This is a genomic window from Devosia subaequoris, from assembly GCF_014197055.1.
Taxonomy (GTDB): Bacteria; Pseudomonadota; Alphaproteobacteria; order Rhizobiales; family Devosiaceae; genus Devosia; species Devosia subaequoris.
Genome location: NZ_JACIEW010000001.1, coordinates 41,499 through 66,547, shown reverse-complemented (window position 1 = coordinate 66,547; position 25,049 = coordinate 41,499). Strand labels below are relative to the sequence as shown.

Sequence of the window (25,049 nt, the reverse complement as noted above, 5' to 3'; positions counted from 1 at the left end):
ACTGGGCAGGCGGTGAGTGACTGGCAATGTATCGGTCGCCCCGCGCCATAAGGAGGAGATCGATGACAATATTGAAGAGCGGGATGTCCCGCCGCAGGCTGCTGCAGACTGGTATGGCCGGCATTATCGGTACGGGCGTCGCCCCGATGATGTTCACCAAAGGGGCCTGGGCGCAGGAGTTCTGCAACAATCCCACTGGCGACACGGTCACCCTTGGCCTCAACCTGCCTTTGACCGGTGCCTACGCGGAAGAAGGTGCCGATGAGCAGAAGGCCTATGAACTGGCCATCGCCCACCTCAATGGGGAAGGTGACGGCGGCCTGATTAATGTGCTGACCCCCTCGGCGCTCAAGGGCAATGGCATCCTGGGCAAGAAGGTTGGCTATGTCACCTCTGACAGTCAGACCAAGTCCGACGTCGCTCGTGCCGGTGCCACCCGCATGATCGAGCGCGATGGCGCCATCATGATCACCGGCGGTTCGTCCTCGGGCGAGGCCATTGCCGTGCAGGGTCTCTGCCAGGAAATGGGCGTCATTTTCATGGCGGGCCTTACGCACTCCAACGACACGACCGGCAAGGATAAGCGGCGCTACGGCTTCCGCCACTTCTTCAACGCCTACCAGTCCGGCACGGCACTAGGTCCCGTGCTGAGCGAAGCCTACGGCAATGATCGCCGCGCCTACCACCTGACCGCTGACTACACCTGGGGCTGGACCCAGGAAGAGTCGATCAAGAACACCACTGAAGGCCTCGGTTGGGAAACAGTAGAGGCGGTGCGCACTCCGCTTGGTGCCGGTGACTTCTCGCAGTTCCTCACCCCGGTTCTCAACTCCGGTGCCGACGTTCTGATCCTCAACCACTACGGCAACGACATGGTGAACTCGCTGACTCAGGCGGTCCAGTTCGGCATGCGTGACCGCCAGGCGAACGGCAAGGACTTCCAGATCGTGGTTCCGCTGTTCTCCGAACTGATGGCCAAGGGCGCCGGTGAGAACATCAAGGGCATCTACGGCACCTCGAACTGGCACTGGAACCTGCAGGATCCTGGCTCCGTCGCCTTCACCAAATCGTTTGGCGCTGCTTACGGCTCGCCGCCGTCCCAGGCCGCACATACCTGCTACGTGCAGACCCTGCTTTATGCAGATGCGGTGGAACGCGCTGGCACTTTCTATCCGCCCGAAGTCATCAAGGCGCTGGAAGGCCACGAGTTCGACGGCATGGGCAATGGCCGCACGCTCTATCGTGCCGAAGACCACCAGTGCATGAAGTCTGTGCTCGTTGTGCAGGGCAATGATGCCCCTACCAGCGAATACGATGTTCTCAACGTGGTCCAGGAAGTCCAACGCGATACGGTCGACTACGACGCTTCGATCTTTGGCGGTGAACTTGGTCCGGCAGAGCCGGCACCCGTCTGCGCCTAAACCAATAGAGGGGCAAGGAGCGATCCTTGCCCCTTCAGGTCCGCCAGCGCCCGGTCCGCCGGGTGCTCCCGCCTGCACATCTGCAGACCGGGGTCTTCGGAACATCCGATGACGGCATTGCGCGGGGATCGAGAGAGCCTCGTCACTAGCGGAGCATCAAATGTTCGAAGTCATCTTTCTGCAATTTCTCAACGGGCTCGACAAAGGCGCTGCTTACGCGCTGATCGCCCTTGGCCTTACCCTGGTGTTCGGCACACTCGGGGTCGTGAATTTTGCCCATGGCGCCCTGTTCATGCTTGGTGCCTTCTGTGCCGTCATGTTCCGCCAGTTCCTGACCCTTGAAACTGTTACCATCGACCCAACCCAGACATCGCCCTGGGGCGCGCCGCTGGAAATCCGCACCCCCCTGGTGCAGGCTTGGTTTGGGGATTTCGGGGCGGTTCTGGTCAATTACTCCGTACCCTTCTCGATCCTCATCACCATCCCGATCATGCTGCTAGTCGGCATTGCGCTGGAACGCGGCATCATCAAGCATTTCTACAAGCGCCCCCATGCCGAGCAGATCCTGGTGACCTTCGGTCTGGCCATCGTGGCGCAGGAAGTGATCAAATCTGTCTTCGGGCCAAACCCCATTCCCCAGCCCATGCCGACCGATCTGCGCGGTGCCGCTGACATCGGCTCCTGGATTGGCTTCCAGGCCAACGTCATAACCTATCCGCTCTGGCGCCTGATCTACTTCCTGTTCTCCGCAATCATCATCGGCGGCGTGTTCGCATTCCTCCAGTTCACCACCTTCGGCATGGTCGTACGTGCCGGCATGGCGGATCGCGAGACAGTTGGGCTGTTGGGCATCAATATCGATCGGCGCTTCACGATCATGTTTGGCCTGGCCGCCGTTGTCGCAGGCATGGCAGGCGTCATGTACACGCCCCTGCTCCCGCCCAATTACCATCTCGGCATGGACTTCCTGGTCCTCTCCTTTGTCGTGGTGGTTGTAGGAGGCATGGGCTCTTTGCCCGGCGCCGTCGCCGCCGGCTTCCTCCTGGGTATTTTGCAGTCGTTTGCGTCCATGACCCAGATCAAGGCCATCGTTCCCGGCATCGACCAGATCATCATCTATCTCGTTGCCGTTGTTATTCTACTGGTTCGCCCGCGTGGTCTGATGGGCCGCCGCGGTGTGATGGAGAGCTGACATGACCAATTTCATGTCCCGCAACGATCTGTTGCTGCTACTGGGCTTCACCGCGGTGGTGCTGACCATGCCGATCTGGCTCACGCCCTTTGGCGCCGGCTATCCGGATCTGCTGCAGCGCTTCATGATCTATGGCATCTTTGCCGTCGGATTTAACATCCTGTTCGGCCTCACGGGTTATCTCAGCTTCGGCCACGCCGCTTTCTTCGGTGTCGGCTCCTACGCTGCGGTCTGGTCGTTCAAACTGCTGACGCTCGACGCCATCCCTGCCATGATCTTTGCCGTTCTGATCTCGGGCCTGTTTGCCCTGGTAATCGGCTTCCTCTCGCTACGGCGCTCGGGCATTTATTTCTCGATCCTGACCTTGGCCTTCGCCCAGATGAGCTACAACCTCGCCTATTCGGTGCTTACACCGATCACCAATGGCGAAACCGGCCTGCAGCTCACTTTGAGCGACCCCCGTGTCCTCGACGCGGCAATCGGCCAGACCTATGTCGGCCAGCCCGTCCCGACCCTACTGGGCCAGCAATTGGGCGGCTATGCCGGTTTCTACTTCTGTGCCGGGTTCCTGATCCTCTCGTTCTTCTTTGCCCAGCGCGTTGCAGGGTCGCCATTCGGCATGATGCTCAAATCCATCAAGTCTAACCAGACGCGCATGCAGTTCACCGGCTTCAACACCCGGCCCTATGCCCTGTCTGCCTTTGTGATCTCGGGCATGTACGCGGGTCTGGCTGGCGCTCTGCTCGCTGTCACTGACCCGCTGGCCGGTGCTGAACGCATGCAATGGACCGCCTCGGGCGAAGTCGTCCTGATGACCATTCTGGGTGGCGTCGGAACGCTGGTCGGCCCGGTGATCGGTGCCTGGATCATCAAATATTTCGAGAATATTCTCTCGGCACTCAACGACAACATTCTGACCCAGTTCTGGGGCTTCCTTCCTGAAGGGCTTGCCGATGTCGTGGTCAAGGTGACCAGCAAGTTTGTGGGTGATGGTTGGCACCTCACCCTTGGCCTGGTCTTCGTGGTCATCGTGATCTTCCTGCCCGGCGGGATCATGGAAGGCGTGCGCCGCATCGCGGCGGCGGCCCGCCGCTCCGGCCCTCCCGGCGCCAAATCACGCCAGCAACAGCCCGCAGAATAAGGACAATCGATATGGCAAATTCCAATGTTGTCCTGCACGTTGCGGACGTTCACAAGCGGTTCGGAGGCCTGCATGCCCTCGCCGATATCGATCTGCAGGTCGAGGAGGGCAAAACCCACGCCATCATCGGTCCTAACGGGGCAGGCAAGTCGACCCTGCTCAATGTCATCATCGGCAAGCTGGCGCCGTCCAGCGGCCAGGTGGTGTTCGACGGCGCTATCCTGACCGGCCGCAAACCCTATCAGATCAACCAGCTAGGCATCGCCCGCGTCTTCCAGACGCCGGAAATCTTCTCCGACCTGTCGGTCATGCACAATGTCATGATCCCCGCCTTTGCCAAACGCGATGGCACCTTCACGCTCAACATGCTGCGCGCCCTGGACGGTGAAACGACCATTCGCGAGGAGGCCGAGCACATGCTCGAGGATGTGGGCATGCTCAACCGCCGGGACATGCAGGCAGGCAGCCTCAGCCGCGGCGACAAGCGCCGCATGGAACTGGCCATGTGCCTGATCCAGCACCCGCGCCTGCTACTGCTCGATGAACCGACCGCGGGAATGAGCCGTCACGACACCAACACCACCATTGAGCTTCTCAAGAAGATCAAGAGTCGCGGCATGACCAAGGTCATCATCGAACACGATATGCATGTGGTGTTCTCGCTTGCCGACAAAATTTCCGTGCTCGCCCAGGGCCGGATCATTGCTGATGGTACCCCTGACGAAGTACGCGGCAATCCCAAGGTTCAGGAAGCCTATCTCGGAGGAGCTCACTGATGAGTTCAGTCGCCATGCAAACTGAAACGGCCATCGGCAATAACGCCGCCGAACTGGAAACCTCCCGCCCCTTCTTCTCCGTGCGCGACATGCACGCCTATTACGGTGAAAGCTACATCGTGCAGGGTGTGTCCCTTGATGTCCGAAAAGGCGAGATCCTTGCCCTGCTCGGCCGAAACGGCGCCGGCAAGACGTCGACCTTGAGAACCATCGCCCGCACCGACAATCCTCAGATGCGGCAGGGCGAGATATGGCTCGATGGCATGCCCATCCATGAAATGAGCAGCTTCCAGGCCGCCCGAGCCGGCATCCAGTTGGTGCCCGAAGACCGCCGCATTATTCAGGGCCTCACCGTCGAAGAGAACATAACCCTCGCCAAGGTCGCGCCCGGCAATGGCTGGAACCTTGAACAGATCTATGAGAGCTTCCCGCGCCTCGCCGAACGCCGCACTCAGGAAGGTGTGACTCTATCCGGCGGCGAACAGCAGATGCTGGCCATTGCCCGCGCCCTCGCCCGCGACCTCAAGCTCTTGCTGCTCGACGAGCCCTATGAAGGGCTGGCGCCGGTGATCGTTCAGGAAATCGAGCGCATTCTGCATTCGATCAAGCCCATGGGCATCACGACGGTGATCGTCGAGCAGAACGCGGTGGCAGCGCTCAAGCTGGCCGATCGCGCCGTCATTCTCGATACAGGTGAAGTCGCCTTCGCCGGTTCAGCCAAGGAAGTCCTCGACAACGCCGAGCTCCGCCACGAATACCTGGCAATCTGAACCGGCGCACCAGCTACCCTGGGTCCTGTGAGAACCAAGGCATGATGCCGATCTCACCCTCTCCCCCTCACGGGGCCCAGGGTACTTCAAGCCGGCGACACAGCCGCAACATCACTCCAGCGGAGCGATTTTAGAGCCCATAAGGGCTACTCTTGAGTGGCAGGAGTGCCGCGCACCAATCGCCCCGCCCTCAAATCCGCACCGAGACATCCGTCTCCGGCACGGTTGGCGCAATTTCTATACCCGCATCCTCCAGCGCCAAACGCACGCTGCGCGCCAGCTCAACCGCCCCGGGCGTATCGCCATGCAGGCAGATGGACCGCGCCGAGGATTTCAGCACGGTGCCGTCAATAGCGACGATTTCACCTGCCTCAGCCAGTCGCAGGCACCGCGCAATAACCGCCGCAGCATCGTGCATCACTGCGCCCTCTTCCTTGCGGGAAACCAATAGTCCGTCGGCCGTATAGGCACGGTCGGCATAGGCCTCACGTATCAATGGCAAGCCAACTGCCTTGGCGGCGCGCACCTGCTGGCTGTTGTCCAACGCCATTACCGCCATATCTGCATCCATGGCCTGAATGCTGGCAAAAATCCCCACGGCAAAGGCCAATTCTTCCGCTGTTTGGTTTGCAAGCGCCCCATGCAGTTTGACGTAGGAAAGAGCCACACCGACATCGTCACCGATGTGCCGCGCCAACAGAAGCTGCTCTCTGATCTGGCCAAGCAATTGCTCGAGCGGCATCACGATACGAAACCGCCCAAAGCGCTTGGGGTCGACATAGCCAGGATGCGCGCCCGCGCGTACGCCACTGGCTTTGCAGATCTCGAGAATTCTCCGAATGGAGGCCGCATCCCCAGCATGTCCACCACACGCGATCGAGGCACTCGAGACGATCTGCAACAGTGCATCATCAGTGCCCATGCCTTCGCCCAGATCGGCGTTGAGATCGATAGAAGTCATGGCTTGGCGCTCCGCATCAGTCGGTGCGCATGGTCCACGCTGACTGGCACAAACACAACTTCCTCACCGGGCCGCATCTGCGCAAATCGATCCAGATCCGCACTGATGATCGTGCCGATCCGCGGATAGCCACCGGTCGGCTGATGATCGCGCATCAGAACGATGGGAGTGCCATCTCCCAGGATCTGAACATCGCCCGGCAGGATCGGGTCGGAAATCAGCGACAATATGCTGGAGCCGGCGAAAACACCTTTTTCGTCGGCCAGCCGCACCCCCATCCGGTCCATCGCATTGGTTACGCGAAACGGTGTCCCGACAAAATTACGACGAGTTTCTGCTGCGAACCGATCAGCATGAATCCCCCAGGTGATGCGGATAGCCCCGGCGCAATCGGCCGCCTGATTGGGCGGAACGACCGATTGTACGTGTCCGCCTTCTCCCGCAAATCTCAGAACATCGCCGGCACGCAGGGCGCGTCCCTCCAGGCCTCCCAACCGCGCCCGGGTGCTGGTCGCCCTGCTCCCAAGCACCATGGGGAGGTCCAACACCTTGTTAAAGCGCAGATAGCCGTAATTGCCCGCGGCGCCGGGCATTATGTTCAGCCTGTCGCCCGCCGCAAGCCTGCCGACACCGGGCCAGGGCCGATGCTCCCCGTTCACTCGCACCTCGAACGCTCCGCCCGCCCAGCCCGCGAACAGTCCCCCGGACTCTACCTGCAAATCGAGCCCCGCCCTGGTGAATTCGATCCCGGTTTCATCGCACGCACCCGCCAACGTGCCGGCCAGCCGGTGCGCACCAATGTCCATTGGTCCGGAGGCGCTGATCCCATGGGCGAGAAGATTTGGTCGCCCACCATCCTGCACGGTGCACAGCGGCCCCGCCCGATCCACTTTCAAACTACAGCTCAAGGGGCCACCTCAAAGACGACCCGGTCCCCGGCGCGCAATTGCGTCGGCAGACTGGCCATCGGATCGAAGTTACGAAATTCGGTATGCCCGATAACGTGCCAGCCGGTCGGAATGTCTGTCGCCGCAATGGCCGTCTGCCCGGCCGCAAACAACACGCTCCCGGCCGCCACCTCGGGCCGCACCAGTGTGCGCCGGGGCACGGTCAGCGCCGTCTCGTGAAACCCACAATAGACGAAGCCGGGCGCGAATCCCGTCGTAAGAACACGCAACCCGCCTCGATTATGTAGTTCGACGAAGGCGTCAATCGACAGGCCGAGCAGGTCTGCCACCTCACCGAGATCCGGACCATCAAAGCGTACCGCGATCCGATGCGTTCGGTTCTCGCCGGGCGCATCACTCCCACCCAGGCGCAACGCCAGTTCCCCGGAAAGCCGCGCCAACCCCACAAGTGCCGGGTCATAGCGCACCAATACCGACACAAGGCTCGGCGCGATCTCGACCACCCCGGCAATGCCATCAGCTTCCAGCCGCGCAGCAAAGGCCAGCACAGCCCGGTTGGCGGAATCATCGAGACTCTGGCCAAACCGCACCAGCAAGGCGAAATCGCCCAACGGTACGATTTGGGGCAAGGTCGGCCCGTGGCGCTTACCGCTGGGCAGGGGCTGGTTTGAAGGCTGTTCCATGGGCAGTGCAGTCGTTCAGATTGAACCGCATGCCGTCAAGGGGCCAATCACCAGCAACCCTGCGCCAGCAGAATGCCAAAGCTCCGCGATACGAGGTCGGGGTGGTCCAATCGGTCAGTTTGGGTCGCGCCCCTCCTGCTCGATCACTGCCTCGAACAGGGTGCGGGCCTGCCCTGCCCCGATGGCTTCGATGGCCACGGCGGCAATGGCTGCAAACAGCTCCGCGATTTCCTGGGGATCGGTGATTTCGGCGTCGTCTTCGTCGGCGTCGGCGTTGATCAGGGTAAACATGAGGAACGCGCCTCCACACTGGAGCGGGATGCGGAAGTAGGAATACGGTTTCCGCAGAAGCCCGCGACCACAATAGTCTGGAACCAGACTGGCTCCAGACGAGCCTACAACTATGAGTGTGCGTCGATTCCGTTACCGCTTAAATAACGGAAACCACCCTGATGGGACAGAACCTGTCTTGCCGGCAAGGTCAGCCTCGCTTACGCTTCGCCCGCTTTCACAATTCTGTCGCATGATCGGGAAAGACCATTTTCCGCAATACCTTGGAGCCTGATACGGGCTACGGGGCGCTAGGACGATTCGTCATCCCGCCCCTCAAGCCAGGACTCGATATCGTCCAGTGTCGCCGAAAAGGGCTTGGGCTCGTCCCCAAAAACGATCTTGAAGCTGTCATCGTCCCGCACGGCATGACCGCCCGGCTGTCCGAGCACTTTGGTCTTCTCCGAGGTCAGAATCGTCAACCCGCGGCGTGCCGCTGCCCGCTTCATGCGCCGCATGCGTGAATTATCCAATTCCTTGCGGCTCATCTTTGTGGTCCCGGTCTAATGGCGGGCGGGAAGGGACAAGGATGACATCCCGCCAGCCCAAGAAATGTGGCAGCTCCGCCAACGCGTGATACACAGTCTGGCGACAGAACGGTCATAGCGTGCCCCCCGAAGCTAGCGCAAGCAGGGTGTGGAATTGCCGGCGCGCATACCCGGTCCCATCCGGGCGTTAAGCACGTCGTCAGGTGCAACCTCTGTGATCCGCCATGCATCTGAACCATGACCATCAATCTCGGCCCGAGTCGCGAGGGGGAATAGCCCGAGGCTCAGGAGTGCGAACCACAATCCCGACCGCGCAACGCATAACTGAGTGTCTTCTGATGACCATTGATCCTCCATAGGGCCGCGGCCGGAGATTATGCACCTCTGGTCTCTACCGTCAGGTTCACTGTTATAGACTGCCAGATATCGGGCGCGCACCGTCCGTTTGAAGGGGAGCAAATAGAAGCCGCAAGGGCACCCAGCATTACACGCTGTACATAGTGCGTGGAGCGCTCAAGGGCGGACAGGGGTGGAAAGCGGGACACCGGCTTATTGTCGTAAGCGACTGCGGTTGGCGGGCAGGGAGGGATTCGAACCCCCGGAAGGCTTGCACCCTCGCCGGTTTTCAAGACCGGAGCAATCGACCACTCTGCCACCTGCCCATGGCCTGTGCGTTTAGCGGCGGCGGCGCGGCCTGTCTAGAGGCTTGCGCCGCCCTTTTATCGTCTTATGGCAGCAACACCACCGAACCAGTGGTTTCCCGCCCCTCCAGAGCCCGGTGCGCCTGGGCCACATCGGCCAGTTGATAGGTCCGGCCAATATCCACTTTGATGTGCCCGGCCAGCACCGCATCGAACAGCGTCTGGGCGCCCTCGAGCAGGTTCTCGCGTTGCGGGAAATAGTGCGTACCAGTCGGACGAGTCACGAACAGCGAGCCCTTGCGCGCCAGAATGCCCAGATCAGGCACGCTGACCACGCCTGAAGCATTGCCGAAACTTGCCAACAGGCCACGCGGCCTCAGGCAATCGAGCGATCCTTCGAAGGTCGCCTTTCCAACGCCGTCATAGACGACATCGACGCCCCTGCCCCCGGTGAATTCCTTCACCAAACGCGGAAAGTCCTCGATGCTATAATCGATCACGTGATGACAGCCGTGATCGAGGGCCTTTTGCACCTTGTCCGGTCCACCCGCGGTGCCGATAACGGTTGCCCCCAGGGCCCGCGCCCACTGGGTCGCGATCAGCCCGGTGCCGCCTGCCGCCGCATGCCAGAGGATGGTTTCCCCTGCCTGCACCGGCCAGGTCTTGAACAGCAGGTAGTAGGCCGTCAGTCCCTTGAGCAGAACCGCTGCCGCCGTCTGGTCGTCGACACCATCGGGAATGGGCACAAGCTTTTCCACCGGCATCAGTCGCTCATCAGCATACGCGCCGGGCGAGCCCTGATAGCAGACGCGGTCACCAACTTTGACCTCCGTCACGTCGTCACCGACCGCCACCACCTCGCCAGCCGCTTCATTGCCGGCCACGAACGGCAACGGCAGTGGATACAGACCGGAACGCTGATAGGTGTCGATGAAATTGAGGCCAATAGCCGTCTGGCGCAGACGCACCTGACCCGGTCCCGGTGCTCCTACATCCCAGTCTTCAATGGACAGCATCTCGGGTCCACCGACTGTGTTGACGGCGACTACTCTGGTCATTTCGGCGTCCTTGGCTTGCGCGGTGCCGATTTCGGCCGCGACTTCGATCGATTGCTACTGCTGGATTTGCTCCGCGGTCGGGCTGTCGCGGTTTGCACACTTGGCGTTACCGTCACGGGCGCGGCGCCGTCAATCGCCGCAATGGCGACTTGAGCCGAGACCGATCCGGTATCGCCGGTAAATGGCGTGAATTCCACCTTGCCAACCGCGTCACCGCCCGCCCGAAGCTTGCGCCCCTTGGCAAAGATATTGATAGCCTCGACCAGCACCGAGAACGCCATGGCCGAATAGATGTAGCCCTTGGGAATATGGAATCCGAGCCCGTCAGCCACCAGCGTCACGCCAATCAGCAGCAGGAAGGCCAGGGCCAGCATTTTGGTGGTTGGATGGTCGGCCACGAATTTGGCGATTGGTCCGGAAGCGAAGAACATCACTGCCACGGCCACGAGCACCGCCGCAATCATCACGATCACCTGGTCGGCCGGGACCATGCCCACAGCGGTAATGATGGAGTCGATGGAAAACACCATGTCGATGACGACAATTTGCACCAGGATCGCCTGCAGGCTCGCCTTTGCGGCATCGGCCAGTCCCACCTCATGGGGCTCTTCAATGGCCGCATGCATTTCGTGGGTTGCCTTGTAAATCAGGAAGCCACCACCCGCGATCAGGATGATGTCCTTCCAGGAAAAGCCATGGCCGAACGCTTCGAAAACCGGCTCCTTGAGCTGCACAATCAGGGTGATCAGGAAGAGCAGGATGATCCGGAACACCAGCGCCAGCCCGATGCCGAGCTTGCGGGCGAATTCCGCCTGCTCGCGCGGCAGGCGCGATACCAAAACCGAGATAAACACGATATTGTCGATGCCCAGCACGATCTCCATCACGGTGAGCGTGGCAAAGGCAATCCAGACATTTGGGTCAGCAAGCAGTTCAAGCATCATGGGCTCCGCAATTACGAGTCGTCGCGCTACATCAATCTATGGACCGCGTGGCTTGCAGTGAAGGGCGCAAATGCAGATTGTAGCGGCCTGCGGAATGAAACCGAGTGCCCCTTTCGCCTACCCCTGCTATGGCGATACGCATCCAGCCCTGGACAGATGGCATGCCGCAAGGTTTGGAGACGAGTTTGAAACAGGACGCAGACATCATCGTGGTGGGCGGTGGCCTCACCGGCTCCGCTGCGGCAATTGCACTGGCTCGAAACGGCCTGCAGGTCATCCACCTCGCGCCAACGGCGCCACCGGATCGCCGCACGTCTGCCCTGATGATGCCCAGCGTGGATTTCATGCGCGAGTCCGGCCTCATCGATGACCCGGAAGAAATCGGGCACCCGCTGACAGCGATCCGGATCATCGATGCAACGCCCCGCCTGATCCGCGCTCCCGAAATTCTGTTCAAGGCCAGTGAAGCCGGGTTTTCTGCCTTCGGCTGGAATTTTTCTAATGCCGCCTTGCTCACCCGCTTTCAGGCAGCGGTGCCAGAGAACGGCCCCGACATCCGCAACGCCACCGTTACCAGTTATCGCCGCGACGGCGACCTCGGCGTCGTCACGCTGACGGACGAGACGGAGCTCAAGGCCCCACTTGTCGTGGGGGCCGATGGCAAGAACTCACTGCTCCGCGCCGCCGCAAAAATTGCCACCCGCGAACGCCGCTTTGCCGAGGCCGCCCTGGTTTGCGACCTGGAGTTGGGCCGTCCCATCGGTGGAACCTCCATTGAGTTTCACCGTCCCCACGGCCCCTTCACACTGGTTCCCGCCGGTGGGTCGAAGGCCAATTTGGTCTGGATCGATGAAGAACCCCTCCTGCGACAAGTTCAATCGAAAGGGCCCGATGCGCTGCTGTCTGCAATATCTCAGCGCGCTCAAAATCTGTTCGGCGCGATGAAGCTCTCGTCCCCCAGCTTCGTCTTTCCGCTCTCGACATTGACCGTCGAATTCGCCGGCAGCGACGGCCTCGTCCTCGTCGGGGAATCGGCCCACGCCTTCCCGCCGATTGGCGCCCAGGGGCTCAATCTCGGCTTGCGAGATGTCACCGACCTGCTCGCATCCGTCCACGCCGCCGATCGCACCCGGTCCAGTTGGGGCTTGGAAGCAAGCCAGGACTATGCCTGCAGGCGTGCACCCGATCTGGCCCGCACCGGGGGCCTGGTCGACACGCTCTTCCGCTCGCTGCTGGCCGACATGCTACCCAGCCAGGCCATGCGCGCCAGCGGACTCTGGGCACTGAAACTGCTACCGGCGCTACGGCGGCAAGCCTTCGCGCTGGGCATGGGCGCGCGAAACTGAGCCCAACAAAAAAGGCGCGGTCACCCGCGCCCTCTCGAAACTGATCCCGGCTGGCTTATTGCGCCGGGGTTTCTTCGGCGGCGGCGTCCTCGCCGGCGGGGGTTTCGGCACCCTCGCCCGACAACTGCTGACGAAGCTGCTCGGCACGATCCTGCAGCACCTGCTCTAGCGCGTTCTGACCCGATTCCTGCTGCTGCAGCTGCTCGAAGGTCAGCGCGGCATCGCCATCATAGGTGGCGGTGAAACCGGACAGGTCGATCTCCACGGAAAGGTCCTGGTTCTGTCGGTTCTTCGCGGTCAGCGTCAGAGTGGCCCCGCGCTTGAGCGAATTAACGTACTGTTCATTGATAACGAGCTGGGTTGAGCACGACTGCACGTCGCACAGCATATAGGGCACGCGAACCGGCTTGGCATTGTCGATCTGCCAGGTCAGGCCAAAGGGCAGCAGCACGCCAAGCGGCACTGCAGCCACGGCCAGCAGGCGGCTTTCCTGGCCGGGATCGTCGCGCAGCAGGAACGAGCCGAGGAACTGGCCATTTGCCAGCACCACCTGGCGCATCAGACAGGCCTTCTGCCCGTCGGGCAGCGGATCACAGACCTTGAGCCAGTTCTGCGAGGCCAGGTCATCAACGGCGGCGGCAACATCTTCGGTAGCGGAGCCTTCGGCGGGCGCTGCTTCGGCGGCCGGCGCCTCGGTCGTCGTCTCCTGTGCTGTCGAAGCAATCGGGGAGAGCATCAGTGCAGCTACCGCAACACTGGCGACGAGGGGTTTCCTGAAAGTCATAGAATGTCCTTGCCTTCCTTGGCGGTCCCGGCGGCGCAAAACCGCCCGTAAATTCGAACTGCCCTTCAAGGGCTCAAATCGGGCAATAACATGACCGATCACCCTTGCCAAAACATTATGAGTTATATCGTTGGCACCGTGGCCCTCAAGCCTCGGTTTCCGCCAGTTTTGCGAGCTTTGACAAGATTGCCGCAGCCCCCTTTAGTCGCTGCTCGGCACTGGGCCAATTGCGCGCGAACACGAGTTTCTGATCGGGCTTGATCCGAACCTGATTACCCGGATCGCTGACCAGCTTCACCAGACCGGCGGGATTGGGGAACTCATTATTGCGCAAGCTGATGACCGCGCCTTTCGGCCCTGCATCGACCTTTTCAACATTAGCCTGGCGGCACAGCGACTTCACCAGGATCACTTTGAGCAAGGCCTCGACTTCCTCTGGAAGTGGACCGAAACGGTCGATCAGTTCTGCGCCGGCCGCATCGATATCGCGCATCTCGTTCAGGTCGCCCAGCTTGCGATAAAGCTGCATGCGCAATTGCAGGTCTGGAACGTAGCTCTCCGGAATCATGACCGGCATGCCCAGCGAGATTTGCGGGCTCCATTCGTTGCGGTCCTCGTATTCATCCTCGCCGCTCTTGAGATTGGCGACGGCCTCTTCCAGCATCGCCTGGTAGAGTTCGAAACCGACCTCCCGGATATGACCGGACTGCTCGTCACCAAGCAGGTTCCCTGCCCCGCGAATATCCAGATCGTGGCTGGCAAGCTGGAAACCGGCGCCAAGGCTTTCGAGCGACTGCAACACGCCCAGCCGGCGCTCTGCCGTATCGGTCAGTTTTCGGTCGGGCGGCACGGTGAACAGTGCATAGGCGCGCTGCTTGGCCCGGCCGATGCGGCCCCGAATTTGATAGAGCTGCGCCAACCCGAACTGGTCGGCACGATGTACAATCAGCGTATTGGCATTGGGAATATCGAGCCCCGACTCTACGATCGTCGTCGCCAGCAGCACATCGAATTTGTTGTCGTAGAACGCATTCATGATGTCGTCGAGTTCACCCGGCGGCATCTGACCGTTGGCCACCACGAAGCTAACTTCCGGCACCTGTTGGCGCAGGAACTCGGCAATGTCGGGTTGGTCCTTGATCCGGGGCACGACGTAGAAGCTCTGCCCCCCGCGATACTTTTCGCGCAGCAGTGCTTCCCGGATCGACAGTGGATCGAACGGCGAAATGAAGGTGCGGATCGCGAGCCGATCCACCGGCGGCGTGGCCAACAGGCTCAAATCGCGCACGCCGGTCAATGCAAGCTGTAGAGTACGCGGAATCGGCGTCGCGGTGAGTGTCAGCACATGCACATTGGCCTTGAGCTCTTTCAGGCGCTCCTTGTGGCCCACACCGAAATGCTGCTCCTCATCGATAATGAGAAGCCCCAGATCGTTGAACTTGATCGATTTCGACAAAAGCGCATGCGTACCCACCACGATATCGACCTGGCCGTCCGCCAATCCCTCCCTGGTGGCCTTCAACTCGGCAGAAGGCACCATGCGCGAGGCCTGGCGCACCCGCACCGGCAGGCCGTTGAACCGTTCCGAGAAGGTCTTGAAATGTTGTCGCGCCAACAATGTCGTTGGCACCACCACGGCCACCTGCTTGCCGCTCAGGGCCACTGCAAAGGCTGCCCGAAGCGCCACCTCGGTCTTGCCGAAGCCCACATCGCCGCACACCAGCCGGTCCATGACCTTGCCCGAGGAAATGTCGTCAAACACCGCCTCGATGGCATTGAGCTGGTCTTCGGTTTCCTCATAAGGGAAACGCGCCGCAAACTCGTCATAGGCGCCAGTGTTGAGATCGACCACATCGGCCTTGGTGAGTAGCCGCTGCGCCGCCAGCTTGATCAGTTGCTCCGCCATTTCGCGGATGCGTTTCTTGAGTTTGCCCTTCTTGGCCTGCCAGGCGACGCCGCCCAGCTTGTCAAGAGTTACCGAAGCATCATCGGAGCCATAGCGGGTCAGCAGCTCAATATTCTCGACCGGCAGGTATAGCTTGGTATCACCGGCATATTGTAGTTCGACGCATTCATGCGGCGCCCCACCTGCCTCAATCACCTTGAGCCCCAGGAACCGCCCGATACCATGGTCCACATGCACTACGAGATCGCCTGCGCTCAGGCTCGCCGCCTCGGTCAGGGCATCCGACGCCTTCTTCCGCCGCTGCGGCCGGAGAATGCGTTCGCCCAGGATGTCCTGCTCGGAAAGGACCAGCAGATCCCGGGTCTCGAATCCTGTTTCAAGCGGCAGCACTACCAGCGACGTAGTCGCTGCGCTCGTGGTCTCTGCATCACGCCAGTTTTCGGCCAGCCGTGGATTGGTCAGCCCGTGATCCTTGAGCACCTGGGCCATGCGATCACGGGTGCCCGCACTCCAGCACGCGATGACCGCCCTGCGCCCTTCGCGCCGTTCGGCCAGCAACCGGTCAACAACCGCCTGGAACAGATTGACGTCGGATGCCGCCCGTTCCGCCGCAAAGCTCGGCGCAATATGCCCGCCAGCATCGTCGCCCCGTGCCGTGTCCGGTGAAAGGAACGGCGAGAGCCGCACCACCGAAGCGCCTGCCAACTGGGTCGGCACAGCATCAAGATCATAGAGCAGCTCTGGCTTGATCGGTTTATAGGGTGCGCCACCCCCGGCGACCTTGGGTTCCTGCCGAGCGGTTTCACGCGCATCGTAATAGTCGCGGATCTGCTCGGCGCGTTCGACAAAGGCCTCGGCCACCTGATCGTCGAACACAAATGGCGCATCTCCGACATAGTCTGCGAGGCGATCCATGTGGTCGTAGAAGAATGGCAACCAATGCTCGGTGCCCGAATAGCGCGCGCCGCCACTAACTGACGCATAGAGCGCATCATCCACGGTATTGCCGCCAAAGGCTGCGGTATAGTTCTGCCGGAAACGCCGAATAGTCTCTTCATTGAGCACAACTTCACTCATCGGCGTCAGGTCGATGCGCTTGAGTGTGCCTGTCGTGCGTTGGCTGTCGGGATCGAATGTCCGGATCGATTCAAGCTGGCTGCCGAAGAAATCGAAGCGCAAAGGCGCGTTTGACCCGGCCGGAAAAAGGTCAACCAGTCCACCCCGCACGGCGAACTCACCACTTTCGCGCACGGTAGGCACGCGCAGATATCCATTGTTGGCGGCCCAGGCGATCAGCTTGTCGCTGTCGACCATACGGCCGACTGCGGCCGAAAAGCTCATCGTTTCGACCAGATCGCGCGGCGGCAATTTCTGAATCAACGCATTGACTGCGGTGAGCACAATTGCCCCGCTTGCACCGCTGGTGAGGGCCGCGAGCGCGTTCATGCGCGCCGCAATGGTCACCGTATTGGGCGAGACACGGTCATAGGGTAGACAGTCCCAGGCCGGCAGCGTGAGAATGGTGTGCCCCGGCAATATGGCGCTCAGAATTTCCGCCATGCGCAGCATGCGCCGGCCATCGCGCGCCACAAAGACCAAGCTCGCAGCATCCTGCGGCGCATCCTTCAGGCGCTGTTCGACCAGTTGCGCCAGCACCATTGGCTGCATGCCGTCAGGCACATTGGAGATGGTGCGCACTAGTGGTGCCACCCCGGTCAGTTCATTCATTTTTCGATCCGGGACTGGTGGTCGGCAATCACCAGATTGAGAAAGTCTGTGTCGATATGGGCGGGCGGGTCCTCCTGCCGCATCACCCATTTGAGCAGCGGCGGGTCTTCCTCATTCATCAGCGTTTCGAGCCGGTCCAGGGCCGGGCCGTCGAAGGCCTCGACATTGGCATCGGCAAACGGCCCCAGAATCAGGTCCATTTCCTTGGTGCCACGATGCCACGCCCTGTAACGTAGGCGTTTGCGGCGGATAGCAATGTCCTCACCGGCTGTCATCTGGACACCCATGATTGAAAAATGTTCGCGATTTGGACAGGTTCTTTACGCGCAAAGTACCAGCTTGTCAGCCCAGCAAGCGCAGGAACAGCCAGACCAGCACGATCACGGGCACCCAGGCCAGAGCGCCAATCAACACGATCGCCAGAAGGGGGCGTCGGCGCAGCCCGTCTACCAGGCGGCGTGGCATACCAATGTTAAGCAAGAAGGATAATACGCGATCCATGCGGCCTCCTGACCGGCATTGACCATGCATCACACTAACTGACCCTTGTCTGGATAGGGGCAATCTTATTTTTCCCCCTTTCCTCCACACTATTCTTGATCCCACAACGCCGACGACTGCCCCATTGCCCGGAATCGAGGCAAGATAAGCGCCATGTCCCGCCCACAGAACCTTCTGCCGCTATTCCGGTCGCTGCACACCATCAAAGGTGTCGGCGACAAGCTGGCTGCGCTATTGACCCGCTATTTCGGCGCGCCGGATGGACAGGAGGCCATCGTTCTCGACGTGCTCATGCACATGCCGTCCGGCGTGGTCGACCGCCGGCGGCAGGTTGGAATTGCTGAAGCCTATCTCAACCAGATCGTCACCTTGCGTCTTCATATCGACCGGCACCAGCCACCCCCACGCGGTAAGCCGCATGTCCCGCATCGGGTTTTCGCCCATGACAACACCGGGGACGTGCAGCTGGTCTTTTTCCGCGCCCAGGGCGGGTGGGTTGAGCGCTCATTGCCTGTCGGCGAGGAGCGCTATGTCTCCGGCCAGATTGGGTTCTTCAACGGCGAAAAGCAGATCACGCACCCCGATTACGTGGTCGAGCCGGACAAATTGGAAACCCTCCCGCTCGTCGAGCCCGTCTATCCGCTGACCAATGGTCTCAGTTCGAAAGCCCTGGCCAAGCTGGTGCGGCAGGCCGTTGACACCGTGCCCGACCTGCCCGAATGGATTGCGCCTGAAACCATGGCAAAGCGGAACTGGCCAGGCTTTGTCCAGGCCATCCGCATGGTGCACCTGCCCGAAAACCCCGAACAGGCCGAGCTCTGGTCCCCTGCCCGTCAACGCCTGGCCTATGACGAATATCTGGCCGGCCAGATCACACTGCAATTGGTACGCTCGAGCATGGTCTCGGCCCGCGGCGTCGCTCGCAGCTTCACCGGCGCAATCTCGGAGAAGATCGCCGCCGCCCTGCCCTTCTCCCTCACGGATGGCCAGCAACAAGCCTTGGTGGAAATCCGTACCGACCTCGCCGCGCCTGATCGCATGTCGCGCCTCTTGCAGGGTGATGTCGGCTCCGGCAAGACTGTCGTCGCTCTCATGGCCATGGCCGCGATGGCCGAGAGCGGCGCACAGTCCGCCCTCATGGCCCCTACTGAACTCCTGGCCTCACAGCACTTCCGGACCATCCAGCCACTTTGCGAAGCCGCAGGCCTCACCTGCGCCTTGCTGACCGGCAAGATGCCAGCAGCCGAACGGCGCGCCATCCTGGCCGGGCTCGCGGATGGCACAATATCCATTGCCGTTGGCACCCACGCCCTGTTCCAGTCCGATATTGCCTTTCACGATCTGGGCCTGACAGTCGTCGATGAACAGCATCGCTTCGGCGTGCACCAACGTCTGGCTTTGTCCGACAAGGGCCGCCACACCGATCTGCTGGTGATGACGGCCACGCCCATTCCCCGCACGCTGGTGCTGACCCATTTCGGCGACATGGCTGTCAGCGTGCTGCGCGAAAAACCGCGCGGCCGCCAGCCTATCGACACCGCCGTCCTGTCCATTGGTGACTATGATCGCGTTGTCTCTCGGCTCCAGTCGCGCCTGGCCGAAGGCGCGCAGGCATACTGGGTCTGTCCGCTGGTCGAAGAAAGCGAAACGCTGGAGGTGGTCTCAGCCGAGGATCGTTTCGCCGAGCTTAAAGAGGTCTTCAACGACCAGGTGGCTCTGGTCCATGGTCGCATGTCTGCCGCCGCCAAGCAGGACATCATGCAACGCTTCAAGGACAATGAAATCAAGCTGTTGGTGGCCACCACGGTTATCGAAGTCGGTGTCGATGTCCCAAACGCTACCATTGTGATCATCGAACACGCCGAACGATTTGGCCTGGCCCAATTGCACCAGTTGCGTGGCCGTGTTGGTCGTGGCTCCCAGCGCTCGGCCTGCCTGCTGCTCTACAAGGACCCGCTTTCGGAAACCGCCAAGGCTCGGCTCGAAACCATAAAATCCACCGAGGATGGCTTCCTGATCGCCGAGCGCGACCTTGAACTGCGCGGCCAGGGTGATGTGCTGGGCACCCGCCAGTCCGGCATGCCCGGCTATCGCCTGGCGGTACCGGACGTGCATCGGCACCTGCTCGAATTCGCTCATGACGATGCAAAAGAGCTTATGCAGCGCAACCCTGCGCTCACGGGTCCCGAAGGCGAAGCCGCACGCACTCTGCTCTATCTGTTCCGCAAGGACCTTGCGATCCCGCTGATCCGGGCGGGCTAGCCTGCCCTACTCAACCGTCACCGACTTGGCCAGATTGCGGGGCTGATCCACATCGGTGCCCATGAACACGGCAGTATGATAGGCCAGCAATTGCACCGGAATGGTCGCCAGGATCGGCGCGACAAAGTTATGCACATGCGGGATTTCGATGATATCGGCAACGCCGTGCCCAACTGTCCGCGCCCCCTCGGGATCGGTGATCAGGATGATGTTCCCGCCGCGCGCCGCCACTTCCTGCATGTTTGACAAGGTCTTGTCGACCAACTCGTCCGAGGGCGCCACCACGATCACTGGCATGGCCTCGTCAACCAAGGCGATGGGTCCATGCTTGAGTTCACCCGCCGCATAACCTTCAGCATGGATATAGCTGATTTCCTTGAGCTTTAGCGCCCCCTCCATTGCGACCGGGAACATTGCCCCACGCCCCAGGTACAGCACATCCTTGGCCTTGGAGAGCCGCTTGGAAATGTCCATTATCTGCTCTTCGGCAGCCAGAGCCGCCGATACGGCAGAGGGCAGCGCGGTCATCGCCCGCACCAGATCGGTCTCCTGCTCGGCAGACACCACCCCCCGTGCCCGTCCGGCTGCAATGGCCAAGCTGGCCAGTGCCGTAAGCTGGGCCGTCAACGCCTTGGTCGAGGCCACGCCGATTTCCGGTCCGCACAGGATCGGAAAAACCACGCCGGATTCGCGCGCAATGGTCGATTCCACGGTATTGACCAAACTGGCGACATGCTGCCCCTGTCCGGCGCAATAGCGCAGCGCCGCCAGAGTATCGGCCGTCTCACCCGATTGCGAGATGAATAGCGACAGCCCGCCCTTTTCCAGCGGCGGTTCGCGGTAGCGGAATTCGGAGGCAACATCGATATCCACCGGCAGTCGCGCATAGCGCTCAAACCAGTATTTGGCGATGGCCCCGGCATAATAGGCCGTGCCGCAAGCGCTTATGGTCAGGCGTGACAGATCGGCAAAATCAAACGGCAGTGTTTCGCGAATGGCGATCTTCTCAGCGCCCATGTCCACATAATGGCTCAGCGTATGGCTGATCGTTTCGGGCTGCTCATAGATCTCCTTGGCCATGAAGTGTCGGTGATTGCCCTTGTCGACCAGCAAGGCCGACGCTTGGGAAACCATCTGCTCGCGCTCCACCAGCACGTCCTTGCCGTCGCGAATGGTCACTCCCGCCGGCGTGATCACCGCCCAGTCGCCATCCTCGAGATAGGTCAGGCGCGAGGTGAATGGCGCCAAGGCCATCGCGTCGGAGCCCAGGTACATTTCGGTCGTGCCATAGCCAACGGCCAGCGGCGCACCATGGCGCGCGGCAATCAGCAACCCGTTTTGCCCCTTGAACAGGAAAGCCAGGGCGAAAGCGCCCTTGAGCTTTTTGAGCGTCCGCGCCACGGCCAGCTCCGGCTCCGCGCCATTGTCCAGTTCGCGCGTGATCCAAAGCGCGACTGATTCAGTGTCGGTCTGGGTCTGCGGTCGATAGCCATCCCTGGCGAGGTCTTCCAGCAATTCGCGGAAATTCTCGATAATGCCGTTATGCACAATGGCGACGCGCTCGGTGGCATGCGGATGGGCATTGGTTTCGGTCGGTGCGCCATGGGTCGCCCAGCGCGTATGGCCGATGCCAATATGCCCCTCGAGCGGTTCCATGCCCAGCTTGCTGGCCAGATTCCCCAGCTTGCCCTCGGCCCGGCGGCGAGCAATCGCGCCGTTCTCCAACGTCGCCACGCCAGCGCTGTCATAACCGCGATATTCAAGCCGCTTCAGCGCATCCACGAGGCGACCGGCCACCGGGGCATCGCCGACAATTCCAACGATTCCGCACATGCTATTTTCCTTTCGCCGCCTTCTTGGCCAGAGCCCGTTGCTTGAGTTTTGGCGCATAGCCCGGCTTGTTTTCCTGCCGCGCCCGTCCCAGCGCCAGCGCATCGGCGGGCACATCCTCGGTTATCACGCTTCCCGAAGCGGTGTAGGCGCCATCGCCAATGCTGACCGGGGCGACGAGCGAAGCATTGGAGCCAATGAACACATTGTCCCCAATAATCGTCCTGTCCTTGTTCACGCCATCATAATTGCAGGTGATGGTTCCAGCGCCGATATTGGTCTTGGCCCCGATTTCAGCATCTCCGAGATAGCTCAGATGCCCCGCCTTGGTCCCGGCGCCAATCTTGCTTTTTTTGACTTCGACAAAATTGCCCAGGTGCACGTTCGGCCCCAACTCGGCCCCGCCCCGGATACGGGCAAACGGACCAATGCTTGCCCCCTCGCCAATCACCGCATCCTCGACATCGCAAAAGGCGCGGATTTCGACATTATCGGCAATTTTCACGCCCGGCCCGAAAACCACATTGGGGAAAATCGTCACGTCACGTCCGATTTCGGTATCCCATGAAAACCACACGCTGTTCGGATCGCGCAGGGTGACACCGGCAGCCATGATTTCCTTGCGCTTGAACTGCTGAAACGTCGCTTCGGCCTCGGCCAGTTTTTCGCGGTTATCCACGCCCACCAACTCGGCCGCGTCAGCTTCGATGAAATCGACCCGCTGACCATCCCCCGTCGCTAACTCCACCGCATCGGTCAGATAGTATTCGCCCTTGGCATTTTCATTGCCGATACGGTCAATCACGCCTCGTAGCGCGTCACTGCGGAAACCAATAATCCCCGAATTGCAGAGACCAATTTGCCGTTCAGCGTCCGTTGCGTCCTTGTGCTCCCGAATGGCGCGCACCTGACTTCCTTCTGTCAGCAGCCGGCCATAGCCCGTGGGATTGCCCGGCCGGAATCCAACGACGACCATGTCAGCGCCGTCGTCCAGCTTGGAAACGATATTGCCAATCGTCCGTGCCGTCACCAAAGGCGTATCGGCGTAAAGCACCAGCACGTGGCCCGACGCTGCCTCCAAGGCCGCCCTCGCTTGCTGCACCGCATGAGCGGTTCCCAGACGTTGCTCTTGTCGTGCGATCTGGCAACTGGGATCAAATCGGGTGACCGCAGCCTCGACGGCTTCATGATTGGGACCGACGACAACCGCGACTTTCGAGCCAAAACCCTGAGCCGTCCGCAGCACGTGGCTGACCACGGGCAGCCCCCCGACCGGGTGCAACACTTTGGGCAGGGCGGACTTCATCCGCGTGCCTTCGCCAGCTGCAAGAATGATCGAAAGCAGTTCGGCCATCACGCTCTCCCCGACCCACCGGCTTTCTCCCGGCATTTACACAAATTTATGGCAGCCAACAGTTGGCGAACCGATAACATTGGGACCAATCTCACTACGACACTCCCGGCGATTCGGGCGTCTCAGAGGATCCTCGCTTGGCTAAAGCATCCGAACAGTTCCGGCAATCCGACGTGACGGTCTGGGGCATCGTTGCACTTGTTTGTGTCGCTCTGGCCGTCTTTGGCTCAAATATCTCACTGCTGGTGCCGCAATCCATCATTGGCGGCCTGCATCAGCCACGTGTGGCGGGCGCTTCGATCGAAACCCTGCGCCTGCAGGTATCTGACCTTCGCGACGAAACCAGGCGGCTAAAACGCGAAAACGAACTTCTGGTGACGCGCTTCTCCATGCAGGAGCGCTCAGGCAATGACATTATCCGCCGGGTCGGTGCCCTTGAGACCACCGTGCCGCAAATTCTCGAAAACCTGCCTAACAGCACCTCGGTCGACCGTTCCAACGTAACCGCCTCCATCGGCAGCAATCAGACGTTGACCTTTGAGGCTGAAGGCGGCACGGTCGCCGTCCGGCAGTCCGCCTTGCCCCAGGCCACAGTGCCAGAACCAGTCAATCAGCCCTTGCCGGCACCGGTGGCGACAGAACCGACGACTGCCATGGCGATGCCCAACGAGAACGCCTATGGCATCGCTGTCGGTGCTGCCGTGCCCTTCGAGCAGACACCCGCCCTCTGGAGCGACCTGACCCTCAAGCTTGGCCCGCTGCTGTTCGGCCTGTCCCCTCTGGTGACGGATGAGGCCAATGGTGAGGGCAAGCGGATTGTTGTCGGTCCCATTGAGGAACTAGCCGAAGCGCGCGCCCTCTGCCAGCGCTTCGAACGTGTTTCGATTGCCTGCATTCCCATGCCGTTTTCCGGTACTCCCCTGGACATGTCGCGTTAAGAACCAAATACGGTTGACAGGCCGACAACTCTGGCTATGTTCCGCCGCAACGCCGAGCGGCGTTCACGGAGCGTTTCCGAATTTTGGGTTATCCCGCTTGAACTGAAACGCGACATTCAAAAATGTAGGCGCCGGTAGCTCAGTGGTAGAGCATTCGACTTTTAATCGAATGGTCGTGGGTTCGACCCCCACCCGGCGTACCACTTCTCCAGAATGCATCACGCTATCGTCACGATGCCGCCCGGGTATGCGGGCACAATGATGCGCTCCTCAACCAGTGCGCGACCATGCCCCAGACCTGCATAGACCCGGACCCCTATGCCGAACTCGACAATCGGGCGGATGCCTTCGAGTTGTCTGAGGATTTTCGCAAACCCACACGCATTCAGCGCGCCCGCCTACCCGCCTCCCGCACCACCCAGACGCGGCTGAGCGGTCCCGGACGCCGCATTCCAGTTTGAGAATCAGCACCATGCCGTACTATCGGCTACAGGCAATGCGTTTGGGGGATATCAATGTCACAGGAGACGACGGACCTGCTCAAGGTCCTGGCGGTCACTTTGCTGGTCTTTGCGGCCAGCACGCTTGTCATGCTCTATGGCATTCTACTGTTGGCCCAGTACGGCGCGGACCTGCCCATGGTCGGCTCCCTGCCGCTGAACGCCCCGCCTGAACTGGTCCCTGTCCTGACCGGCAGTGGCGTGTTTGCCACGCTGGCCGCCGTACACGTCACCGGCTCCGGCATCGCGCTAGTGCTCACCAGCACCACCATTGACATGGCTCTGCTGATCACGTCCAAGGCTGTCACCGTGGTCATCATGGCTCTGCTCGGCTTTGCAGGCGGGCACATGGTCTATCTGCAGCTAACCGAGAACGCCGCGCTCAACCTCAATCCGCTGCTGCCCGCATTGGTCGGCCTCATCGGTTTCCTGGTGCTGTCCACGATGCTCAGCGTGCCCGCCCTACGGCGCCTGGGCAATCTGCGTTACGCCGTGGGCATTGGCCTGATCATCCTCGGCCCGCTTCTGCTGGTCTGGCTCTAAGCCACGGCCGCAGCAGCGCCCTCTTGGCCCTCGCGGGATGGACA

Annotated in this window: 22 protein-coding genes, 2 tRNA genes and 1 pseudogene; 11 read left to right on the top strand and 14 right to left on the bottom strand. The window is 61.0% G+C overall.

Annotated features, from left to right (window positions below; all coding sequences use genetic code 11):
* The first annotated feature begins 62 nt into the window (after nt 1-62).
* The 5 genes from GGR20_RS00335 (at nt 63) to GGR20_RS00315 (ending at nt 5,300) form a co-directional block, all read left to right on the top strand.
* Nucleotides 63-1,421, top strand: a complete 1,359-nt coding sequence (locus GGR20_RS00335) for a substrate-binding protein (protein ID WP_183309269.1) — start codon at nt 63-65, stop codon at nt 1,419-1,421.
* Nucleotides 1,422-1,581: 160 nt separating this feature from the next.
* A complete protein-coding gene (locus tag GGR20_RS00330; protein WP_183309268.1) occupies nt 1,582-2,613 on the top strand; it encodes a branched-chain amino acid ABC transporter permease in 1,032 nt (343 codons plus the stop codon).
* A 1-nt stretch (nt 2,614) separates the two neighbouring features.
* Nucleotides 2,615-3,754, top strand: a complete 1,140-nt coding sequence (locus GGR20_RS00325) for a branched-chain amino acid ABC transporter permease (RefSeq protein ID WP_183309267.1) — start codon at nt 2,615-2,617, stop codon at nt 3,752-3,754.
* An 11-nt stretch (nt 3,755-3,765) separates the two neighbouring features.
* Nucleotides 3,766-4,530, top strand: coding sequence for an ABC transporter ATP-binding protein (locus GGR20_RS00320; protein WP_183309266.1), 765 nt, complete (start codon nt 3,766-3,768; stop codon nt 4,528-4,530).
* 14 nt (nt 4,531-4,544) lie between these two features.
* Nucleotides 4,545-5,300 (top strand): ABC transporter ATP-binding protein, encoded by a 756-nt coding sequence (locus GGR20_RS00315; RefSeq protein ID WP_210283048.1) that lies wholly within the window; start codon nt 4,545-4,547, stop codon nt 5,298-5,300.
* A gap of 190 nt (nt 5,301-5,490) precedes the next feature.
* Here the strand turns inward: GGR20_RS00315 and GGR20_RS00310 are convergent, their stop codons facing one another.
* From GGR20_RS00310 to GGR20_RS00275, 8 genes and pseudogenes are all read right to left on the bottom strand, one after another.
* A complete protein-coding gene (locus GGR20_RS00310; RefSeq protein ID WP_183309264.1) occupies nt 5,491-6,261 on the bottom strand; it encodes a LamB/YcsF family protein in 771 nt (256 codons plus the stop codon).
* Nucleotides 6,258-7,169 (bottom strand): 5-oxoprolinase subunit C family protein, encoded by a 912-nt coding sequence (locus GGR20_RS00305; protein WP_183309263.1) that lies wholly within the window; start codon nt 7,167-7,169, stop codon nt 6,258-6,260. The genes GGR20_RS00310 and GGR20_RS00305 overlap by 4 nt, the downstream gene beginning before the upstream one ends.
* Nucleotides 7,166-7,852, bottom strand: coding sequence for a 5-oxoprolinase subunit B family protein (locus GGR20_RS00300; protein WP_183309262.1), 687 nt, complete (start codon nt 7,850-7,852; stop codon nt 7,166-7,168). Before GGR20_RS00300 ends, GGR20_RS00305 begins: the two co-directional genes overlap by 4 nt.
* A gap of 114 nt (nt 7,853-7,966) precedes the next feature.
* A complete protein-coding gene (locus GGR20_RS00295; protein ID WP_157289253.1) occupies nt 7,967-8,143 on the bottom strand; it encodes a hypothetical protein in 177 nt (58 codons plus the stop codon).
* 290 nt (nt 8,144-8,433) lie between these two features.
* The gene (locus tag GGR20_RS00290; protein WP_183309261.1) at nt 8,434-8,670 is read right to left on the bottom strand and encodes a hypothetical protein; all 237 of its coding nucleotides are present in this window, start codon (nt 8,668-8,670) and stop codon (nt 8,434-8,436) included.
* Nucleotides 8,671-9,242: 572 nt separating this feature from the next.
* Nucleotides 9,243-9,332: transfer RNA gene (locus GGR20_RS00285), tRNA-Ser, on the bottom strand.
* A 65-nt stretch (nt 9,333-9,397) separates the two neighbouring features.
* Nucleotides 9,398-10,369 carry a quinone oxidoreductase family protein gene (locus GGR20_RS00280; protein ID WP_183309260.1) on the bottom strand — a complete coding sequence of 324 codons (972 nt, stop codon included), beginning with the start codon at nt 10,367-10,369 and terminating at the stop codon, nt 9,398-9,400.
* 215 nt (nt 10,370-10,584) lie between these two features.
* A pseudogene (locus GGR20_RS00275) lies at nt 10,585-11,310 on the bottom strand (TerC family protein); the annotation flags it as partial.
* 188 nt (nt 11,311-11,498) lie between these two features.
* On the opposite strand from GGR20_RS00275, the gene GGR20_RS00270 reads away from it, so the two are divergent.
* On the top strand, nt 11,499-12,659 hold the full coding sequence (locus GGR20_RS00270; protein WP_183309258.1) for an FAD-dependent monooxygenase: 1,161 nt from the start codon (nt 11,499-11,501) through the stop codon (nt 12,657-12,659).
* A gap of 55 nt (nt 12,660-12,714) precedes the next feature.
* On the opposite strand, the gene GGR20_RS00265 is transcribed toward GGR20_RS00270, so the two are convergent.
* From GGR20_RS00265 to GGR20_RS00250, 4 genes are all read right to left on the bottom strand, one after another.
* Nucleotides 12,715-13,443, bottom strand: a complete 729-nt coding sequence (locus GGR20_RS00265) for an invasion associated locus B family protein (RefSeq protein WP_183309257.1) — start codon at nt 13,441-13,443, stop codon at nt 12,715-12,717.
* A gap of 145 nt (nt 13,444-13,588) precedes the next feature.
* Nucleotides 13,589-17,077 carry a transcription-repair coupling factor gene (mfd, locus tag GGR20_RS00260; RefSeq protein ID WP_183309256.1) on the bottom strand — a complete coding sequence of 1,163 codons (3,489 nt, stop codon included), beginning with the start codon at nt 17,075-17,077 and terminating at the stop codon, nt 13,589-13,591.
* Entirely contained in the window at nt 17,074-17,352 is a 279-nt protein-coding gene (locus GGR20_RS00255; RefSeq protein WP_183309255.1) for an FAD assembly factor SdhE, read from the bottom strand. The genes mfd and GGR20_RS00255 overlap by 4 nt, the downstream gene beginning before the upstream one ends.
* 67 nt (nt 17,353-17,419) lie before the next feature.
* On the bottom strand, nt 17,420-17,578 hold the full coding sequence (locus GGR20_RS00250) for a hypothetical protein (RefSeq protein WP_183309254.1): 159 nt from the start codon (nt 17,576-17,578) through the stop codon (nt 17,420-17,422).
* 153 nt (nt 17,579-17,731) lie between these two features.
* Here GGR20_RS00250 and recG point away from each other — a divergent pair, with 153 nt between their 5' ends.
* Complete coding sequence (recG, locus tag GGR20_RS00245) at nt 17,732-19,840, top strand: ATP-dependent DNA helicase RecG (RefSeq protein WP_183309253.1); 2,109 nt, start codon at nt 17,732-17,734, stop codon at nt 19,838-19,840.
* A gap of 6 nt (nt 19,841-19,846) precedes the next feature.
* On the opposite strand, the gene glmS is transcribed toward recG, so the two are convergent.
* Nucleotides 19,847-21,673, bottom strand: a complete 1,827-nt coding sequence (glmS, locus tag GGR20_RS00240) for a glutamine--fructose-6-phosphate transaminase (isomerizing) (RefSeq protein ID WP_183309252.1) — start codon at nt 21,671-21,673, stop codon at nt 19,847-19,849.
* Between the two features lies 1 nt (nt 21,674).
* Nucleotides 21,675-23,024, bottom strand: coding sequence for a bifunctional UDP-N-acetylglucosamine diphosphorylase/glucosamine-1-phosphate N-acetyltransferase GlmU (glmU, locus tag GGR20_RS00235; protein WP_183309251.1), 1,350 nt, complete (start codon nt 23,022-23,024; stop codon nt 21,675-21,677).
* A 137-nt stretch (nt 23,025-23,161) separates the two neighbouring features.
* Here glmU and GGR20_RS00230 point away from each other — a divergent pair, with 137 nt between their 5' ends.
* The 4 genes from GGR20_RS00230 (at nt 23,162) to GGR20_RS00215 (ending at nt 25,005) form a co-directional block, all read left to right on the top strand.
* A complete protein-coding gene (locus tag GGR20_RS00230; RefSeq protein ID WP_183309250.1) occupies nt 23,162-23,962 on the top strand; it encodes a coiled-coil domain-containing protein in 801 nt (266 codons plus the stop codon).
* Nucleotides 23,963-24,090: 128 nt separating this feature from the next.
* Nucleotides 24,091-24,165: transfer RNA gene (locus GGR20_RS00225), tRNA-Lys, on the top strand.
* Nucleotides 24,166-24,249: 84 nt separating this feature from the next.
* Nucleotides 24,250-24,423, top strand: a complete 174-nt coding sequence (locus GGR20_RS00220) for a hypothetical protein (protein WP_183309249.1) — start codon at nt 24,250-24,252, stop codon at nt 24,421-24,423.
* A gap of 54 nt (nt 24,424-24,477) precedes the next feature.
* The gene (locus GGR20_RS00215) at nt 24,478-25,005 is read left to right on the top strand and encodes a hypothetical protein (protein WP_183309248.1); all 528 of its coding nucleotides are present in this window, start codon (nt 24,478-24,480) and stop codon (nt 25,003-25,005) included.
* The last annotated feature ends 44 nt before the right edge of the window (nt 25,006-25,049 follow it).

What these genes read in the sequence shown, in the direction of transcription:
- GGR20_RS00300 (WP_183309262.1), bottom strand. Translation starts at nt 7,852, where the DNA reads ATGGAACAGCCTTCAAACCAGCCCCTGCCCAGCGGTAAGCGCCACGGG.
- GGR20_RS00320 (WP_183309266.1), top strand. Translation starts at nt 3,766, where the DNA reads ATGGCAAATTCCAATGTTGTCCTGCACGTTGCGGACGTTCACAAGCGG.
- glmS (WP_183309252.1), bottom strand. Translation starts at nt 21,673, where the DNA reads ATGTGCGGAATCGTTGGAATTGTCGGCGATGCCCCGGTGGCCGGTCGC.
- GGR20_RS00330 (WP_183309268.1), top strand. Translation starts at nt 1,582, where the DNA reads ATGTTCGAAGTCATCTTTCTGCAATTTCTCAACGGGCTCGACAAAGGC.
- recG (WP_183309253.1), top strand. Translation starts at nt 17,732, where the DNA reads ATGTCCCGCCCACAGAACCTTCTGCCGCTATTCCGGTCGCTGCACACC.
- GGR20_RS00220 (WP_183309249.1), top strand. Translation starts at nt 24,250, where the DNA reads ATGCCCCAGACCTGCATAGACCCGGACCCCTATGCCGAACTCGACAAT.
- GGR20_RS00265 (WP_183309257.1), bottom strand. Translation starts at nt 13,443, where the DNA reads ATGACTTTCAGGAAACCCCTCGTCGCCAGTGTTGCGGTAGCTGCACTG.
- GGR20_RS00325 (WP_183309267.1), top strand. Translation starts at nt 2,615, where the DNA reads ATGACCAATTTCATGTCCCGCAACGATCTGTTGCTGCTACTGGGCTTC.
- mfd (WP_183309256.1), bottom strand. Translation starts at nt 17,077, where the DNA reads ATGAATGAACTGACCGGGGTGGCACCACTAGTGCGCACCATCTCCAAT.
- GGR20_RS00255 (WP_183309255.1), bottom strand. Translation starts at nt 17,352, where the DNA reads ATGACAGCCGGTGAGGACATTGCTATCCGCCGCAAACGCCTACGTTAC.
- GGR20_RS00335 (WP_183309269.1), top strand. Translation starts at nt 63, where the DNA reads ATGACAATATTGAAGAGCGGGATGTCCCGCCGCAGGCTGCTGCAGACT.
- GGR20_RS00315 (WP_210283048.1), top strand. Translation starts at nt 4,545, where the DNA reads ATGCAAACTGAAACGGCCATCGGCAATAACGCCGCCGAACTGGAAACC.
- glmU (WP_183309251.1), bottom strand. Translation starts at nt 23,024, where the DNA reads ATGGCCGAACTGCTTTCGATCATTCTTGCAGCTGGCGAAGGCACGCGG.
- GGR20_RS00250 (WP_183309254.1), bottom strand. Translation starts at nt 17,578, where the DNA reads ATGGATCGCGTATTATCCTTCTTGCTTAACATTGGTATGCCACGCCGC.
- GGR20_RS00295 (WP_157289253.1), bottom strand. Translation starts at nt 8,143, where the DNA reads ATGTTTACCCTGATCAACGCCGACGCCGACGAAGACGACGCCGAAATC.
- GGR20_RS00215 (WP_183309248.1), top strand. Translation starts at nt 24,478, where the DNA reads ATGTCACAGGAGACGACGGACCTGCTCAAGGTCCTGGCGGTCACTTTG.
- GGR20_RS00310 (WP_183309264.1), bottom strand. Translation starts at nt 6,261, where the DNA reads ATGACTTCTATCGATCTCAACGCCGATCTGGGCGAAGGCATGGGCACT.
- GGR20_RS00290 (WP_183309261.1), bottom strand. Translation starts at nt 8,670, where the DNA reads ATGAGCCGCAAGGAATTGGATAATTCACGCATGCGGCGCATGAAGCGG.
- GGR20_RS00280 (WP_183309260.1), bottom strand. Translation starts at nt 10,369, where the DNA reads ATGACCAGAGTAGTCGCCGTCAACACAGTCGGTGGACCCGAGATGCTG.